Genomic DNA, 17,265 nt, shown 5'->3' on the forward strand with positions numbered 1-17,265 from the left:
GGACAATGAACCCTTCGGAAACGCCAATTAAGAACGCTAAAATCAGCATCGAATTTAGTAGAAAAGAATTAACTATTCTGTCGTCTTCCTTAAATGAAGTGCTGAATGGCATAGGTGCATTTGAATTCGAGACAAGAATTGGAGGCGAAAATTCGGAAGTAATAAAGCTTCTGGAGATGCTCAATTTTTATATAGATAATTTTGATAAATCTGAACAGCCTCCATTTTCGACCGGACATTAAAACTTATCCACGCTAGGTCGTGTTGACAAAGTGGATTCCAAATCGGCTGAAGCGTGATTCAAGACTGCTTTTTAGGAGGCAGTATTGGCGCGAGGCGATTTGAGTGACGAGGAATGGCGTGTAATCGAGCCGTTCCTACCCAGAGAACGGGGACGCAAATCGCGGCCCGCTCACGATAATCGGCGCTTTTTGAACGGGATGCTGCATGTCCTGCGCGTTGGTTGCCCGTGGCGCGACACGCACGAACGTTACGGCAAATGGAACTCTGTCTATGTCCGTTTCCGACGGTGGGCTGAGCAAGGCGTCTGGGACGCTCTGCTTGAGACCCTTGTGGAGCTTGGCTTAACCGACGACTGGCAGCATATGATCGACAGCACGACCGTTCGCGGTCATTCGCAGGCTGCTGGCGCAAAAGGGGGACTGATAAGGAGGCTTTTGGTCGATTCACGCGGCGGCTTTACGACAAAAATACACGCCCGAGCAGACGGTCAGGGACGCCCTCTCGGCTTTGTCCTGACCGGCGGTGAGGCATCAGATTACAAGGCCGTTCCCCAACTTCTTGCTATTCCCGTCAGCAGACCGCGCAAAATGCTGGCGGACAAGGGATATAATGCGGATGCAATTCGCGAAGAACTCCTGCTGCATGGCACTCGTCCTGTCATCCCATCGCGCTCGACGCGGAAGCGCTCACCTCCTTGCGATTACGTTGCATACAAAGACCGGAACCGCATCGAGCGCATGTTCAATAAGCTGAAGCAGTTCAGGCGCATCGCTACGCGCTATGACAAGACGAGGATGTCGTTTGCTGGCTTCCTGGCGTTGGCCTCAGCCAAACTCTGGTTGCCCTTCATTTGCGCACAGGCTTAGGGCGCTCTTTCTCCGCTCCCCAGAAAGAAAGCCGCGCGTCTGGCGCTTCCTTGTGAACCGCAATCTGCATATGAGCCCGAAGCTCCTTGCGGAAACGTGAGGCGTTGCGTGCTCCCCATACGCCGACGAAGCAATCTCCGGACGCATCGTTCTTGAAGACTGCCGCCCCGCCAAAGGCCGAAGACAGGCCACCTTCGCCAATGACACCTCCGTTACCGTAAACTGCGACAACGCAATCCAGCGGCGCAACGCTGACCACTGTATCGCCGGATGGGGCGAAACCTGCGCTTCTGAAAAGGTAGACAGGACAAGGAGAAGTCATCATTCCCTGAGCATATCTCCGTCATCGGAGATCACAAGCGCCTGATGTAACTTTGTCAACACGACCTAACAGGTATCAAATGATCAAAGATCCAGAGAAACGCCAAGCATGTGGTGTTTTCATGAACCAGAGGTTCATAGCGGTAAACACAATGTCGGGCTGGCGGCTTCTTATCGCTGACCCAAAGGGTTTACGTTGTCGTTTGCCACCTGACACAAGCGATTTTGAAATAGGTTCTGTCGTATTGTCAGCTTTGGCCAAGAGCAGGCTTGTCCATCCCGACGAAGATATTGAATTATCAAAAAACTCAAAAATTGAGGAGCGCTACGCCGCCTGGGTGGCGGATTTAATGCAGACTTATGGCTACAAGACCAAAAGCGCGCTATTTAAAGGCATGCTGCACTGCGATGTCGAAGTCAAGGCCGGCGAGATGACGATTCGTCCTACAAAGCGCGAGCGGGGCGACGGGTTCGGTCCAACCCTTCGGCGAGAGAAAGACTATGTACACTTGTCCGCAGACAGCTCACCTGAAGAGGTAGGCGCAGGTGTGCGGCTGGCACTGAGCCGTTCCATCGGCTAGAGGGGCAGGCATTTAATCTAATGAAGATGATATCCAGAATGTAAGCGACAAGCTGAGGCCGTTCAGGCCTTGTAGCTTCACGGCCTGAGAGCAGCAGGTAGGCCAAAGGCTCGACGCCGTAAGCCCGACAAATCAGCGATCGTTTCGTGCCCCTACTATCGGCTCAATCCAAGCCCGCGAGACCGATTGAGCTGCCGTCTCAGCGCGTGGTCATGGCTGAGTTCTGCATGGCGTGTTCGATGCACCATGCGGGCGATTGTCTGGATCTGCTCGGCCTGCCTTGCGAACTCCGGGCGTGCTGCAAGCTCTTCGGCAATCCTGCGAGGATCGGAGCTTCCGAACCGCTGGGTGAGCGCTTCGGCCACCAGCTTTGCCTCATCGAGCGCGGCTCGGCCCTCAGGTAACGATCGCAGCTCTTTGATGAACTTGCTTCGCCTCTCGACCGGCATCTTCTCCATCTTCGCAAGGATTTCGGCACCGCGGGGCGTGAGGCCGGGCACCTCGATCACGTCACGCTTTTCGCGTTGCCATTGTTCGCTCGCGCGTTCTTCGCTAAGCCGGCGCTCCCATGCTTCGGAGACATAGCCGATATGGGCAGAGAGAGACCTGGCATATTGCAGCGCCTCTTTCCGCTCCTTGTTGTTTCCGAACATCCCCGACTTGCCACGTAGCTCCCCGAAGCGTTCTGGCTGCTCTGCCATGGCCTTCGCCATGATATTGCCGTTGCCTTCCTTCTCGGTCATCGCGGTGCGCAGTCTCGCTGAGACCTCGGCCGGATCACGGAACACGCGCCGCACCAGAGATTCGACTGTATCGAACCTCTGATCGATCACGGATATCGCCCTTTCCCGGGCTATTTGTTCGATGCTGCGGTCGTATCGGGTGATCGCTGGTACCAGCGGACCGGGCTTACCGGCTTCCAGCGGCGAGTGCTGGCCGACGACTTCTGTCGGGGCAGGGGCGGCGCCGTCTTGCGACATGAGATCGGGCCACCGGATGCGGCGATAATCTTGCCTCGTCGCTCTCTGGCCGTCCGGCTGATCGTGATTAATATCCGGAACGAGATCATTGCGACGATTTTCGCGGCGAACAGGACCGGCGAGATCGCCGGCAGGTTCCTCGTAAACCTGCTGACGCTCTGATGGCCGGTCCTGTTGCTCCCGCACCGGATGGGCCGCGCGGGACAGGACCTCTTGACGCTCATCCCGGGCGGAAGCAAGTTCAATCTCGCTCCTGACCCCGAGCTTCTCCGCGATGCCCCGCCGCTCGGCAAAGTCCCTGACATAGTCCAGCGTCGTTTCCTTCGCGCCGGAACGCGACAGGCGGTTTTCTAACTGCTGGTAGGCCAGTTCATCACCCGTAACGACGCGCCACGCATTTCGTTGGACCTGCGTACCGTCCGGAAGCCTGACAGGCGTGGCTCCTTGATGGTGCAGTCCAATCCTGTCCCCGATCTTTGGCGAGGCCTCCTGCATGGCCCGTTTGAGATCAACGCCCCACACCGTGTGCCGCTCGCCCTTGTCATTCTCCAGCGTCACAAAATAGTTTTCTCGCGCCTGGCGATTATGCTCATAGGGAGCCGCGCCGTGATCGACCAGCCGGCCGGCCTTGGTGAACTCCTGGCTGTCGGCATAGAGCTGCACGCTGTCGCGATGCCTGGTCATGGCAACATAGGTCAGATGCCGGTCCATGGTGCCGGACGCCAGCACAAAGGCGCGATCGACTGTCGCCCCCTGATTTTTATGAATCGTCGTCGCATAACCGTGATCGATCGCCTGGTAGCTGTCTGTTGGAATGCTGACGCTGTCGCCACCTCGGCCATCGAGCCGGGCGATGATCTTATTCGGCTCGACATGCTCGACCGTGCCAAGCATGCCGTTTTTCACGCGGAGGTCGCGGTTGTTTTCGAGGAAGATGATCCGGTCACCGGGGGCGAAGGCGCGTTTGCCGTTATTGGTCTGGAACACGCGTTCTCCGCCGTCCTCACCATCCCCACGGTCCCCACCGTCGCTCAGCCCGTGGCCGCGCTCCAGCCGTTGTCTGTTCTGAAGCTCGGAGCGAATGGCGGCATTGAGGGCGCGCACATCGGCGCGGCGATGCGCCATGGCAATCCGGGTGCCATCCGGCCGCTTGGCACTGTCGGCAACATACTCATGCACGATCTCTGCCATTGCCGCGTCGCGGCTTTCCGCAAAGTGGATGTCGCCGTGATCGCGGTAGGCGGCAAGGCCCTCGGCCGTCTTGTGGGTCGCAAAGGCAACTGACGCTTGCCTCTGCCAATCCTGGTGCTGGCGGCGAATGTCGGAAAGTTCGACATGGCCGATCTGCTCGGCAATCGCCCTGAAGGGTGCGCCGGCCCCGATCGCCTGGAGCTGCTCATGGTCGCCGACAAGAACGATCTTTGCACTACGCGCTTCAGCCTCGCCGATAAAGCGGGCAAGCTGCCGGCTCCCGACCATGCCCGCTTCGTCGATGACGAACACGTCGCCACGGCCGATCAGATCTCGGCCGTGGTTCCAGCTGTAAGTCCATGACGCCAGGGTGCGGCTTTGAATTCCGGAACTTTCCTCAAGACCCTCGGCTGCCTTTCCGGCAAGCGCCGCACCATGGACCTGATAACCTTGAGCCTCCCACGCCTCACGGGCGGCTGCCAGCATGGTGGACTTTCCCGCACCAGCGAACCCGACCACAGCCGCGATGCCTTTAGGGCCCGTAACATGTTTGATCGCATGACGCTGTTCGTCCGACAATCCTGCTGGTGGATCGCTCGCAGCCACCATTCCGCCGGAGCTTTTCCGAAGAGAGCTATCCTGCCTTTCCATTGCGCGCTCGACATGGCGGGGATCAACCCGATGGCAATGTGCCTGATGCAACCGCTTGGCCGACCGCGCCATCGCGAGTTCCAGGTCGATCATCTCCTGGGTCGAATAGCGCGCATTGGACACGTTGCCTGTCTCAGGATCGATGCGCTCAGCCTGAAGCTCGACGAGCGCTGGTGATGCCATAACAGCCGCAAAAGTGTTCCGAAATGTCTGCGCGTCATCGTTTATATAGCGATGCAGGGTCCTGGCAATGTCGTGCCGATCGAACACGCTCTTTTCATTGCTGATCAGCAACAAAACCTGTTCCGGCTTTTGGCGGATCAGCTCGGCATTTTGCCGTGCTGCCTTGTCATCCAGCCGGCCGCGCTCGACTGCCATCCCTCGCCGTGCCATCTGCGAGGCATGCACGCCCATATGCCCGGTCGGCGACAACTCGAGGCCGCGCTGAGCAAGGGAGCGATGATCGATGCGAACGTCCAGGCCTTCGCGTTGAAGCTGACGGATGGCGATGCCTTCCCATGACTGCCTGATATCTTGAAGCTGCATGTCGGTCGTCGCCATACCGTTTGCCAACAGCCGTGCGTTCTTGTGCTCCAGAAAAGTTTTCTCGCCAAGGCCGACCCGGCGAACCTCTCGCGTCGTCATCAGCACATGCGCATGGTAGTTCCGGATGTCACCATGCTCGCCTGGCGAATGGATGGCAAAATCCACTGCCGCGCCATAGCGGTTTGCCAGATCCTGGGCAAAGGCGCGCGCAGCCTTCAGTCGCCCCTCTGGCGAAAGCTCACGCGGAAGCGCGATTTCGAATTCGCGGGCAACGCGGGCATCTTTTCGCTTTTCTGCAAACTCGGCAGCGTTCCACAAAGCCGAACGATCCAAAGCCCAGTCGGCAGAAAGACCTTCCGGCAGCACGATCTCGATGTGCTCCACTCCTTCTTTCCGGGTAAAATCATGCACGAGACCATCGCGGTGATTGGTGAGAAGAACCGCGCAACGATAGGCGGCAGATGCCACAGCGCTGCGGCCGGATGAGCGCGAGACAGGTTTGGTGCTGAGATGATAAATCGCCAACCGAAATCTCCGATCCGCAAACGGGGAAATTCAGGGCTCAACTGCGGTGCAAGTCGTAAGTGCGCCCTTGTCTGTTTACCGGTGACGACGCTAGCAACATCAAATGGGTATTTCGACTACTAAAAGTAGTAGTCGCCAAGTGGCAATTGCTCGTGTTTGAATAGGGACACAAACGCATCAATCAGGGGAGGGCGATACGCGGGCTGATAGCACGACTGATCGGGAAGAAGGGAGGAGTGGAGGAAGACATTGCAGGCACGGCTCGACAAACAGGAGCGCGCAGGCAACCTGCCGGAAGATTTTGCGTGCAGGAGACAGGCATTCGATTGGCGGCTGCCAAAAATCGGAGTTTCAAAGAAGTTTACAATGGCCCATACAGGATACCGTCCAGAAACGGAGCAGACATGAAGACCAGCCTTGAACATTTGCCGGAACGTAAGCAACGCGAGCTTGCGCGTGTCGTCGGAATTATTCAGGAAGAATTTGCTGATCTGGTCGAGCGCTCGAAGTCTGACGCCAAGAAGGATGGACGGATTTTCAAAATCATCCTGTTTGGTTCTTACGCACGTGGCATCTGGGTGGATGAACCGCATACGTCGAAAGGCTACCGCTCGGATTTCGACATTCTCGTCATCGTTAGCAACAAGGAACTGGCCGATCCCAAATACTGGGACAAGGCGACAGACCGGCTGATGTGGGACAAGGAGATCGAGACGCCCGTGGGCCTCATTGTGCACGGCGCTCGGGAGATCACCAACTTTTTGAATGATGGGCAGGCCTTCTTCGTCGATATCACTCGCGAGGGTATCGTCCTCTACGAATTCGATGACAGAGAACTCGCCGGGCCCAAGCCTCTTAGACCTAACGATGCACTAAGAGTGGCGGAAGAACATTTCCAGCGGGAAATGAAGAGCGCAAGCGAGTTTCTCGAGCTAGCCGAAATCGCTTCTGGAAAGGAAATGGATAAAAAAGCCGTCTTCCTGCTCCACCAAGCAGTTGAGACCGCCTACAACTGCTATCTCCTGACGCTGACAAATTATTCGCCAGCGTCGCACAATCTCAAATTCCTGCGTGGACTTTCCGAAGGTCGCGATCACCGTTTGATCGAGATCTGGCCGCGCGACCGTCAGCGATTTACCACATGGTACAACATCCTGAATGAGGCCTACGTCAAGGCGCGCTATTCGAAGCGTTTCGAGGTTTCCGAAGAGGCGCTCACCTGGCTTCAGGAGCGGACCGCAGAACTTCACAAGCTGGTGGAGACGCTCTGCCGCGAGCACATCGAAAAGCTGGAACAGGCCGCGGGACAGGCCGCAAATTCCAGCGACTGAGATTCACGGGTGGCTCCACAACCTTGAGCTCAGGCAACAGCCACCGCGGCGTCATGAACCATTGGGTCCAACCTCTTCTTGCAATCGCTATGTCGATCTCCTCATAGAAACTGGTCTGCCTTTCAGGAGCGAAGCCGTGGTCGACAGCGGCAGTTCCGGTGCGGCCGCAATCGAAAGGAATAATCGTGGCAAGGAAAACCATCGCACAGCGCCTGGCTGAACTGGACGCGCAACGGTCTGCACTCAAGGCCCGTCTCTCGAAAACCGAGCGCAACAACGATATGCGCCGCAAGGTCCTGATCGGGTCGCTGGTTCTGCATCACCTGGAGACCTCGGATGATCAGGAGTTTAAGAAGCAGCTTGGTGCATGGCTGCGTCGCGAACTGCCGGGCTTTCTGACACGCGACAATGACAGGGCGCTCTTTGACGACCTGATCGGACCAGGACCGCCGGGCACGGGAGAGAATGATGGTAGCGGGCAGGGCGCTCCATGAACCGGTTGCGACTTTCTTTGGACGCATTCAAGAACATGATGCGAGCCGCCGCACGTGATCCTCTTTGGGCATTTCTGGCTTTGATCACCATGCCCTTCCGGATATGGAAACCGATTCTCGGATTTGTCGTCATCCTCATCATCGTCACGTTTGTGATCGGCATGGGTGGCCGTCATTTCCTCGAGCAAACGGGTTTCGGGCGCGGCTCGCTTGTCTACATCCTCCCCGATTTCGTCACCTTGCTGGCGCTTGCCGTCATCACCTTCCGGTTCATCACCAGCGCGCTGATTTTGCATTTCGGGGAAAGTGACGATGATACCCACGGCTCCGCCCGCTTTGCGACAGACAATGAGATAGCCGCTCTCACTGCGTCCGGCTCCGGCCTCCTGATCGGTCGTGATACGAAAACGGCCAAGCCCCTGCGCTACGATGGCCCGGCCCATCTCCTGACGATGGCGCCGACGCGTACCGGCAAGGGCGTGGGAACGATCATTCCAAACCTGCTGACCGCCGACCGTTCCGTGATCTGCGTCGATCCAAAAGGCGAAAATGCGAGGATCACCGGCCGTGCTCGTCAAAAATTCGGGCCGGTTCATGTGCTCGATCCCTTTGGGGTCACCGGCAGACGCTCGTCAGCCTTCAATCCGCTGGCCATGATCGATCCTTACAGCCTCGATGTCGCGGAAGATGCCAGTGCCCTCGCTGACGCTCTCGTGTTCGACGAACCGGGAATGGCGGGCGAGGCGCATTGGAACGAGGAGGCAAAAGCATTGATTGCCGGATTGCTGCTCGAGATCGTTGCGGAAGAGCCTTTGAGACGCAGGCACCTTGCAACACTTCGAGAGTATCTCACCCTTGCTCCTGAACAGTTCGCGGCACTGCTCAAGCGTATGCAGGATAGCGACGCGGCGGGAGGTCTTGTCGCGCGCGCCGCAAACCGCCACCTTGGAAAATCCGATCGCGAAGCCGCAGGCGTTCTGTCGGCCGCCCAACGCCATACGCATTTTCTTGATTCACCGCGCATGACGGCCGTGCTCAGCCGCTCGGATTTCCGGTTTGCCGATCTCAAGCGCAGCAATGTGACGGTGTTCCTCGTCCTTCCCCCTGATCGTCTCTCGACCTATTCGCGCTGGCTGCGCCTGCTTGTCTCGCAAAGCCTGCTCGAAATGGCCCGCGATCCGACAAAGCCGGTTGCACCGGTTCTCTATCTGCTCGATGAGTTTGCATCCCTTGGGCATTTGGCACCAGTCGAACGCGCGATGGGTCTGATGGCAGGCTATGGTGTCCAGCTTTGGCCCATCCTCCAGGACATCCATCAGCTGCGTGCCACATACGGTCACCGCGCCGGAACTTTTTTGTCAAACGCCGGCGTGCTGCAGGTCTTCGGCGTCAACGATCATGACAGCGCCCGCCTCATCTCTGATTTGCTCGGACAGGAAACGGTCGTGTTCCAGACGATGGCGAGAGCGCTCGATTCCGATAAAACCGGAATTTCCTATAGCCAACAGCATACCGGCCGGCCGCTGCTCACCCCTGATGAGGTGCGCAATCTGCCCGCAAAAGGACAACTGCTGTTCCTGGCCGGGCAACGACCAATTTTTGCTGAAAAGCTTGCCTACTTTGTTGATCCGGAGTTCAGGGAGATGTTCGACCCGGCCTAACGGCAAGCACGACGAAAAAGCAGTCCGGCATCTGCATCGGACCTTGTATGCGCAGCCTCGGGCTCTCTTCGGCGCAATGGGAAGCGGGTAGATGAGCTCGTCCAAATTGCAGCCCTGCGGCAACGGCGGTATCGCGGCCGAGGGATCGTTTTCGATCGCGAGGTCTAGCAACGGAGTAATGACCTTGACAGGGCACCATAGGAGTCTAGACGAGGTTTCATAATCATCTCGGGAGTATAGACATGAAAACACTGGCAGCCGTTTCGGCTTTTGTAGGCAAGACCTTTGCCGCCTGGGTCATCCTGTTCGCCGTGCTCGGCTTCTTTTTTCCCGATACGTTCAAGCAGATTGCGCCGTGGATCGTCACGCTTCTGTCGATCATCATGTTCGGGATGGGGCTCACACTTTCGGTCGATGATTTCAGGGAGGTCGTGAAAAGGCCGTTCGATGTGACGATCGGCGTGCTCGGCCAGTTTCTCATCATGCCGCTTCTGGCGGTGCTGCTCACCCGCATCATTCCCATGCCGCCGGAAGTCGCGGCGGGCGTCATTCTGGTCGGCTGCTGCCCTGGCGGCACATCTTCCAATGTCATGACCTATCTCTCCAAGGGCGATGTCGCCTTGTCCGTTGCCTGCACCTCGGTCACCACGCTTGCCGCGCCGCTGGTGACCCCGTTCCTCGTCTGGCTGTTTGCAAGCCAGTTCCTGCCGGTTGACGGCTGGGCCATGTTCCTCAGCATCGTCAAGGTCGTTCTGGTTCCGCTCGCTCTCGGCGCCGCCCTGCAGAAGCTGCTTCCCGGTCTCGTCAAGACCGCCGTTCCGGCATTGCCGCTGGTAAGCGTCATCGGCATCGTCCTCATCGTTTCGGCGGTGGTGGGAGGATCCAAGGCGTCCATCGCCCAGTCCGGGCTGATGATTTTTGCCGTCGTCGTTCTGCATAACGGGCTTGGCTATCTCCTCGGTTACCTCGCGGCAAAGGCAACGGGCCTGTCGCTTGCCAAACGCAAGGCCATTGCAATTGAGGTCGGCATGCAGAATTCGGGCCTTGGCGCGGCACTTGCCACGGCCTATTTCTCGCCTCTCGCCGCGGTTCCAAGCGCCATTTTCAGCGTCTGGCACAATATTTCCGGTGCAATCCTGGCGAACTGGTTTTCGGGCCGGGTGGACGCAGGTTCCGCCAACAAAACTGCCTGAAGCTTCCCATCTGTCAGGCCGCCTGTAGTTCAGGCGGCCTGACCCTGCCTTAGAACGGCATAGTCTGACGTGCTACGGCCGGTGGATTAAGCTTGGCAAAGCCCTCCTGGCGCTGATACGGGAAATGCGGATAGGGAGCAGTTGTCTCGCTGGCCTCGTCCAGCCTCGCTACCTGTGCGGACGTCAGTTCCCATCCCACGGCATTAAGGTTCTGGCGAAGCTGTTCCTCATTGCGCGCGCCGATGATGACCGTGGAAACAGTGGGGCGTCTGAGCAGCCAGTTGAGGGCGACCTGCGGCACCGTCCTGCCGGTTTCTTGCGCGACAACGTCGAGCGCATCAATCACGCGGTAGAGATGTTCATCATTAACCGGCGGGCCGAAGCTGGCGGTCTCATGCAGGCGGCTACCTTCGGGCAGCAGCGTGCCGCGGCGGATTTTTCCGGTCAATCGTCCCCAGCCAAGCGGGCTCCAGACCATTGCACCAAGACCCTGATCCGCGCCGAGCGGCATCAGATCCCACTCGTAATCCCGGCCGATCAGGGAGTAATAGACCTGATTGACCACATAACGCGGCCAGCCATATCGGTCCGCGACGGCAAGCGATTTCGTGATCTGCCAGCCGGAAAAATTCGAGACGCCGGTATATCGCACCTTGCCGGAGCGGACGAGTGTATCGAGCGTCGCCAGCACTTCCTCAACCGGTGTGAAGGCATCGAAGGCATGGAGTTGCAGGATGTCGATATAGTCGGTCTTTAGGCGGCGCAGGGCGTCATCCACCGCGCGCAGCAGCCGGAAGCGGGACGACCCGGCCTCGTTCGGACCGTCGCCCATCGGCAGGCTGGTCTTGGTTGAGATCAGAACGCTGTCGCGCCTTCCCTTGACGGCTTCGCCGAGCACTTCCTCCGATGCGCCATTGGAATAGACATCGGCGGTATCGAACAAGTTGACGCCGGCTTCCAGACAAATATCGATCAGGCGCCGGGCCTCCGTGGCGTCTGAATTGCCCCAGTTGCTGAAGAGCGGGCCGGAGCCGCCGAAAGTTCCGGTGCCGAAACTTAAGACCGGCACCTTCAGGCCGGATTGACCGATGGCGATATTCCATGGGGCGTTCCTTTGTTGCTTCGAAATGGTCGCGGGGGCTCTGGCAGCGCCGCGCTCTGTCCATCCCGTCATGATTGGCAGATGAAGATTGCGATGCGTTTCAATCGCTGTCTGAAGATAGACGCTCGCTTTTCAATGAAATAGAATGCCAAAAATACTATCACTTGTGAGATGAAGTCATCATGGCACGACTGGAGATCAACCGGGCAGGGGAGATGGAAATCTTCGTGCGGATCGTCGAACTCGGCGGTTTTTCCCGCGCGGCCGCGGCGGCAAACATGACGCCTTCGGCGGTGAGCAAGCTGATCGCGCGGCTGGAAAGCCGCCTGGGCGCGCGCCTGCTCAACCGTTCCACCCGGCAGCTTCAGATCACGCCGGAGGGCTGCGCCTTCTATGAAAGGGCCACCCGCATCCTCGCCGATCTCGAAGAGGCCGAACGCGCCGCCGGGGAGGGCGAACAGCCTGTCGGCCGCGTGCGGATCAACACCAGCGCTTCTTATGCAACGCATATTCTTGCGCCCATCCTGCCACGGTTTCTGGCGCTTCATCCGGGCATCAAGCTCGATATCGTCCAGACGGATATGGTGGTTGATCTTCTTGCGGAACGCATGGATGTGGCGGTGCGCGCAGGGCCGCTCAAAAGCTCAACTCTCCTTGCCCGGAAACTCGGTGAGACGGGGATGATCATCGCCGCCGCCCCGGCCTATCTGGAGCGTTGCGGCGTGCCGCAAACCATCGCCGATCTGGAAGATCACAATCGGCTCGGATTCGGTTACGCGCGGTCAGTTGACGGGTGGCCGTTGCGGGACGCCGGAAAAACCGTTGTCATTCCGGCGACGGGGCGCGTGCAGGTAAGCGACGGCGAGGGCCTTCGCCGTCTTGCCCTTGCCGGTGTCGGGCTGGTCCGCCTTGCCGCTTTCACCGTGCGGGAGGATATCGCCGCCGGCCGGCTTGTCTCCGTGCTCGATCACCTCGATACGGGTGAGACGGAGATGTTTCATGCCGTTTATGTCGGCCAGCGCGGTCCGCTTCCCGCCCGCATCCGGGCCCTGCTCGATTTTCTCGGCGAGCACGGGCGGGTGAAATGACCTTCCGATGCATTGGAAGTCGCGGCGGGGATGAAGACGGCAGGCGGCTGAAAAAAAGATGGTCCGGCCAACCGGACGCCTATGGTCTCGGACCGGACAGCGTAAAGGCGTCAGCCGATTTCAGCGTAATGTGTGTTTCGCCGGCAAGTGTGCTTGGTATCGCGCCGCAAAGGCTGCCCGTCGTCACGACATTGCCAGCCTTGAGCATCTCGCCGGTGTTGAATACCGCATTGGCAAAGGCAACAAGCGGCGCAAGCGGATCACCATTCGGATGTTTTACCCCGGCATCGAACAGCGATACCGACCCCTCGGTAACGGTGAGCTGCGGCAGGTTCTCGCCATTTCCGGCAAAGACGTCCAGGATGCCTTTATCGACTTCCGGGCCGATGACGAAGCCGTGGTTGGCGAGACGATCCGCGAGAAAAAGCGGAAACGGCACCTGATTTTTCTCCACCAGCCTGTAGCGGAGAAGTTCAACGCCAAGGTGAACCTTGTCGATAAATCCTATCAGGTCGGCCCTCGTCAGCGGCCCCGCCGCCGCCGCAGGAATATCCGCCGAAAGCGTAAAGCAGATCTCGACCTCGATGCCTTCGGTGCCGCCATGGGGAAAAGAAGCGGCATTGGCTTCATCGATCCGCACACAATCGAACATGGGCGCCCCAATGGCCTCGCCATCCGCGCGAATCGCCAGTTTCCAGCCGGCAACCGGTTCTGCCCGGCTCTCAGCAAAAGCCCGCTGGACCGCCATAGCCTCTCCAAGCGTACCGGGAATGAGACCCTCCGCCTGCACCGCCGCCAGAGAAATCTTCGCCCCCTCGCGGCTCGCTGTCGTGAAGCTTTCCGCCAGTTTTTCGATTGCCGCCATTGCGTCCATGATCTCCGTTGTTCTCGAACGCCAAAATGTTGTCACGATTTGGCGCTCACTGCCAAGGCCATCAATGCCGGGTTTGACAACATCGCCGACTTTAAGGGCGTGCGGCGAAGGGCATTGTGCGGGGTTTATGGGAGAGCAAATGAATAGTGTTTATGGTTGACAGCGTCACAAAACATAAATTCAAGCGTTTGCTTCTGGGTTTCCTTAGCGTATTCGTCCCTACCACGACGTAGAACAGAGAGTTGACGCATGACATTGCAATTTCCGAGCATCGCGCAGACGCTTGCCGAAGAGATCGGAAGATTACGCAAATGGCTGGATGAGGACGCCCTGCCCCTGTGGTGGGAGGCGGGTTCGGCCCGGCCGGATGGCGGCTTTTACGAACGTCTCGACCAGGATGCGAAACCGGTTTTTTCCGATGACCGACGCGCCCGCGTGCAGCCGCGCCAGGCCTATTGTTTCGCCGCCGCCGGCCAGCATGGCTGGCAGGGACCGTGGAAGGACGCGCTCCTGCACGGGCTTTCCTGGTTCGAGAAGGTCTATCGCCTTGAAAACGGCCTTTACGGCAACCTTGCCGACCAGACGGACCGGCTGATCGATCCCTCCTTCGATCTCTACAATCAGGCCTTTGCGCTGTTTGCCGCCGCACAGGCGGCTGCAAGCCTTCCCGAGCGCCGGGACGAGATGCGCGGCCGGGCGCTCGATATCCTTGCCATCCTCGAACGCGACTACAGACATCCGGTCGCCGGCTTCGAGGAAGCGAACCCGCCGCGCACGCCGCTCTGCTCCAATCCGCACATGCATCTCTTCGAGGCGATGCTGGCCTGGGAGGTGCAGGACCCGGACGGCCCGTGGTCGGCGCTGGCCGACGAGATCGCCGATCTTGCGCTTAACCGCTTCATCGATGGCGGCAATGGCGGCTTGCGCGAATTCTTCGCCCATGACTGGACACCGCATGACAGCGACAAAGGCCGGATCATGGAACCGGGGCACCAGTTCGAATGGGCCTGGCTTCTGGTGCGCTGGGGCAGCCTGCGCGGGAATGATGAAGCGATCAGGAAGGCAAAACGCCTCTTCGAGATCGGCGAAGAACACGGCATCTGCCCACGCCGCAAGGTGGCGATGATGAGCCTCTACGACGATTTTTCGGTGCATGACGGGCTGGCGCGGTTATGGCCGCAGACGGAATGGCTGAAGGCTTCGGTGCGGCTTGCGAGCGTCACGGGCGGTGAGGAGCGTCAGCGTTACCTCGCCTCCGGTCTCAGCGCCATCGGCGCGCTGCAGCCTTTCCTCGACACGCCGGTCAAGGGCCTGTGGTTCGACAAATGGCCGGCCGACAGGCCGATGCTCGACGAGCCGGCGCCGGCAAGCACGTTTTATCACATCGTCTGCGCCATATATGAGGCAGAGGCCGTGCTGGCGGTCAGTGGGTGAACTCAGCACGCCCAGCCGGTGGGCGTGCTACATTCGCCACCCTCATTTTCAGGGCGGCGAAACAGCCAGTATTAATATGCTGCAAGCAAGCGGTTTGTCGTAACTGACGCACTCGGCGCAGATCAAAGTCGCGCCTTTCGTGTGTCGAATCTTCCCCACTAAGCTACATCGGCGTCAAATTGGATGCTGTGAAGCCGTTTATAAAGGCCATCATTCGCAAGAAGCTCACGTCTGCTGCCCTGCTCGGCGACTTCACCATTATCCATAACGACAATCTTGTCGGCACGATTGATAGTGGAGAGACGGTGAGCAATGACGATTGATGTCTTGTTGAACGTCAGTCGTTCAAGTGCATCGCGAACGAGAGCTTCGGATTCCGAATCCAATGCGCTGGTCGCTTCATCGAGGATCAAAATATCCGCGTCTCTGAGCATGGCGCGGGCAATCGCAACACGCTGCCGCTGCCCCCCGGACAATCCAGAGCCATTTTCACCGAGCCTGCTGTCATAGCCGTCCGGCATGCTCATGATGAAATCGTGCGCATTGGCTGCCTTGGCGGCCGCTATTATCTCTTCTTCGGTGGCATTGTCGCGGCCAACGGAAATATTGTGCCTTATGGATCCCGAAAACAGGAATGTTTCCTGCCCCACATAAGAAACGTGCTCGCGCAAGCTCGAAAAAGAAACGTCGCGCAAATCCATACCGTTGATTTCTACTGAGCCGGTTTGCGGATCGTAAAGGCGCATCATGAGATTGATGATGGTGGATTTGCCGCTGCCGGATGGGCCGACCAGTGCGGTCATCTTGCCACCTTCGAAGAGCAGGCTGACATCCTTCAGAACGGGCTGGCCTGCAACATATTCAAAGCTCACATTTTTTAGTTCGACATCGCCTGTCGCTTTGGGCAGAGGCTCGGCGTCTTTTTTCTCGGCAAGCGTCAGCGGCGCGTCCAGCACCTCAAACATCATCCGCACGCCAATCATGCCGCCTTCGATCTGTACCCGCATGCGGGCGAGGCGTTTCGCCGGTTCATAGGCAAGCAACAGGGCGGTAATAAAAGCCATCAAATCGCCCGGCGAGCCGCCTTTTTCGAGAACGGTATAGCCGGACACGGCAATAACGACAGCAATTGCGAGGCCTGATAGCGTCTCCATGATGGGACTGGTGGCGGCCTCCAGTTTGGCAATGCCATTGGCACGTTGCTCTACGTCGGAAACCGCCTTGTTCATGCGCTGACGCATAAGTTTCTCAAGGGAGAATGCCTTGATGACACGTACACCTATGCTGGTTTCCTGTACGACATTGACAATCTCACCGAGCGAAGCAAGCTCCGCCTCCATGATCTTGCGTACGCGGCGCAAAACAAGCCGAACGCTGAAGATGGCAAGAGGGCCGATAATCATGGAGATCGCACTCAGGAGGAAATTCTGGGCGAACATCACGATAATAAGACCGATAAGCGAAAACAGGTCACGTACGAACGATGTGACAATCGTATCGATGACGCTGCGCGCCGCCTGTGCATTGTAAGTAACGCGAACCAGCAGTTCCGAGGACGGCAGATTCTGAAAGAAGGAAACGCCCTGTTTCAGGAGCCGATCGTAGATCTTGCGTTGTTGCTCCGCTACGATGCTATTACCAGCTTTGCTGAGATAATAGCTCTGCACAAAGGTTGCGAGGCCTTTGACGATGAAGATAGTCGCGACTGCAAAGGCAATCTCGAGAACGACGTCAAAGCCCTGCTTCAGATAAACGCTGTTGACGATATCGCGCATGATCCATGCGCTGAGAGATGTCGTGCCGGCGACGACGAGCATCGCGGCAATTGCCGCAGAATACCAGCCAACATGCTTTCTGAAATTTTCTTTGAAAAGTCGCACCAGCAACGTCTTGTCGTTTTCAGACAAAAAAGATCCGATCACGGAGATATCCTTAGTTAGCTGATACCACTACGATTTGAGAAATTGATGGCTGTCCATTTCGATCATTTTTGACCAGGAAACCAGTCCACTATCTGTTCCGAATAGGTAAGCCGCATTCTACTTCGTTTCGTAATCCCGTATCAACTGGCTTAATAATTTCTCTCGGCGCTGGAAAAGTCCTCAGACTCGTTGTTCAAGCGAACCAAATAGTGCGGTGGCCGGCGAGTGTCAACATCCCGCCGACCCGGTCGAACATTCGAGA

Annotated in this window: 12 protein-coding genes and 1 pseudogene; 9 read left to right on the plus strand and 4 right to left on the minus strand. The window is 58.0% G+C overall.

Going from position 1 to position 17,265, the window contains the following annotated elements:
* Positions 1–5: 5 nt before the first annotated feature.
* From AGR7B_RS26025 to AGR7B_RS22660, 3 genes are all read left to right on the plus strand, one after another.
* Positions 6–242: a hypothetical protein gene (locus AGR7B_RS26025; RefSeq protein WP_155246237.1), complete on the plus strand. Its 237-nt coding sequence runs from the start codon at positions 6–8 to the stop codon at positions 240–242.
* A gap of 84 nt (positions 243–326) precedes the next feature.
* Positions 327–1,109: an IS5 family transposase gene (locus AGR7B_RS22655; protein ID WP_080857968.1), complete on the plus strand. Its 783-nt coding sequence runs from the start codon at positions 327–329 to the stop codon at positions 1,107–1,109.
* A 401-nt stretch (positions 1,110–1,510) separates the two neighbouring features.
* Positions 1,511–2,011: a contact-dependent growth inhibition system immunity protein gene (locus AGR7B_RS22660; protein ID WP_121490448.1), complete on the plus strand. Its 501-nt coding sequence runs from the start codon at positions 1,511–1,513 to the stop codon at positions 2,009–2,011.
* Positions 2,012–2,166: 155 nt separating this feature from the next.
* Here AGR7B_RS22660 and traA read toward each other — a convergent pair whose 3' ends face one another.
* On the minus strand, positions 2,167–5,904 hold the full coding sequence (gene traA / locus AGR7B_RS22665; RefSeq protein ID WP_080857970.1) for a Ti-type conjugative transfer relaxase TraA: 3,738 nt from the start codon (positions 5,902–5,904) through the stop codon (positions 2,167–2,169).
* Between the two features lie 404 nt (positions 5,905–6,308).
* On the opposite strand from traA, the gene AGR7B_RS22670 reads away from it, so the two are divergent.
* The 4 genes from AGR7B_RS22670 to AGR7B_RS22685 all read left to right on the plus strand — a co-directional run bounded on the left by AGR7B_RS22670 (position 6,309) and on the right by AGR7B_RS22685 (position 10,583).
* Entirely contained in the window at positions 6,309–7,235 is a 927-nt protein-coding gene (locus AGR7B_RS22670) for a nucleotidyltransferase and HEPN domain-containing protein (protein ID WP_080857971.1), read from the plus strand.
* A 185-nt stretch (positions 7,236–7,420) separates the two neighbouring features.
* Entirely contained in the window at positions 7,421–7,729 is a 309-nt protein-coding gene (locus AGR7B_RS22675; protein ID WP_120947675.1) for a mobilization protein, read from the plus strand.
* Positions 7,726–9,390: a type IV secretory system conjugative DNA transfer family protein gene (locus AGR7B_RS22680; RefSeq protein ID WP_080857972.1), complete on the plus strand. Its 1,665-nt coding sequence runs from the start codon at positions 7,726–7,728 to the stop codon at positions 9,388–9,390. The genes AGR7B_RS22675 and AGR7B_RS22680 overlap by 4 nt, the downstream gene beginning before the upstream one ends.
* A 242-nt stretch (positions 9,391–9,632) precedes the next feature.
* Entirely contained in the window at positions 9,633–10,583 is a 951-nt protein-coding gene (locus AGR7B_RS22685) for a bile acid:sodium symporter family protein (protein ID WP_020808814.1), read from the plus strand.
* Positions 10,584–10,632: 49 nt separating this feature from the next.
* On the opposite strand, the pseudogene AGR7B_RS22690 reads toward AGR7B_RS22685, so the two are convergent.
* A pseudogene (locus AGR7B_RS22690) lies at positions 10,633–11,686 on the minus strand (aldo/keto reductase).
* 181 nt (positions 11,687–11,867) lie between these two features.
* On the opposite strand from AGR7B_RS22690, the gene AGR7B_RS22695 reads away from it, so the two are divergent.
* On the plus strand, positions 11,868–12,773 hold the full coding sequence (locus AGR7B_RS22695; RefSeq protein ID WP_080857973.1) for a LysR family transcriptional regulator: 906 nt from the start codon (positions 11,868–11,870) through the stop codon (positions 12,771–12,773).
* A 79-nt stretch (positions 12,774–12,852) separates the two neighbouring features.
* Here the strand turns inward: AGR7B_RS22695 and AGR7B_RS22700 are convergent, their stop codons facing one another.
* Positions 12,853–13,638, minus strand: coding sequence for a 2-keto-4-pentenoate hydratase (locus tag AGR7B_RS22700; RefSeq protein ID WP_162934235.1), 786 nt, complete (start codon positions 13,636–13,638; stop codon positions 12,853–12,855).
* A 258-nt stretch (positions 13,639–13,896) separates the two neighbouring features.
* On the opposite strand from AGR7B_RS22700, the gene AGR7B_RS22705 reads away from it, so the two are divergent.
* Positions 13,897–15,081, plus strand: coding sequence for an AGE family epimerase/isomerase (locus AGR7B_RS22705; protein WP_080857975.1), 1,185 nt, complete (start codon positions 13,897–13,899; stop codon positions 15,079–15,081).
* Positions 15,082–15,239: 158 nt separating this feature from the next.
* Here the strand turns inward: AGR7B_RS22705 and AGR7B_RS22710 are convergent, their stop codons facing one another.
* Positions 15,240–17,003, minus strand: a complete 1,764-nt coding sequence (locus tag AGR7B_RS22710; protein WP_080857976.1) for an ABC transporter ATP-binding protein — start codon at positions 17,001–17,003, stop codon at positions 15,240–15,242.
* Positions 17,004–17,265 lie beyond the last annotated feature (262 nt).

The organism is Agrobacterium deltaense RV3 (assembly GCF_900013505.1).
GTDB lineage: Bacteria > Pseudomonadota > Alphaproteobacteria > Rhizobiales > Rhizobiaceae > Agrobacterium > Agrobacterium leguminum.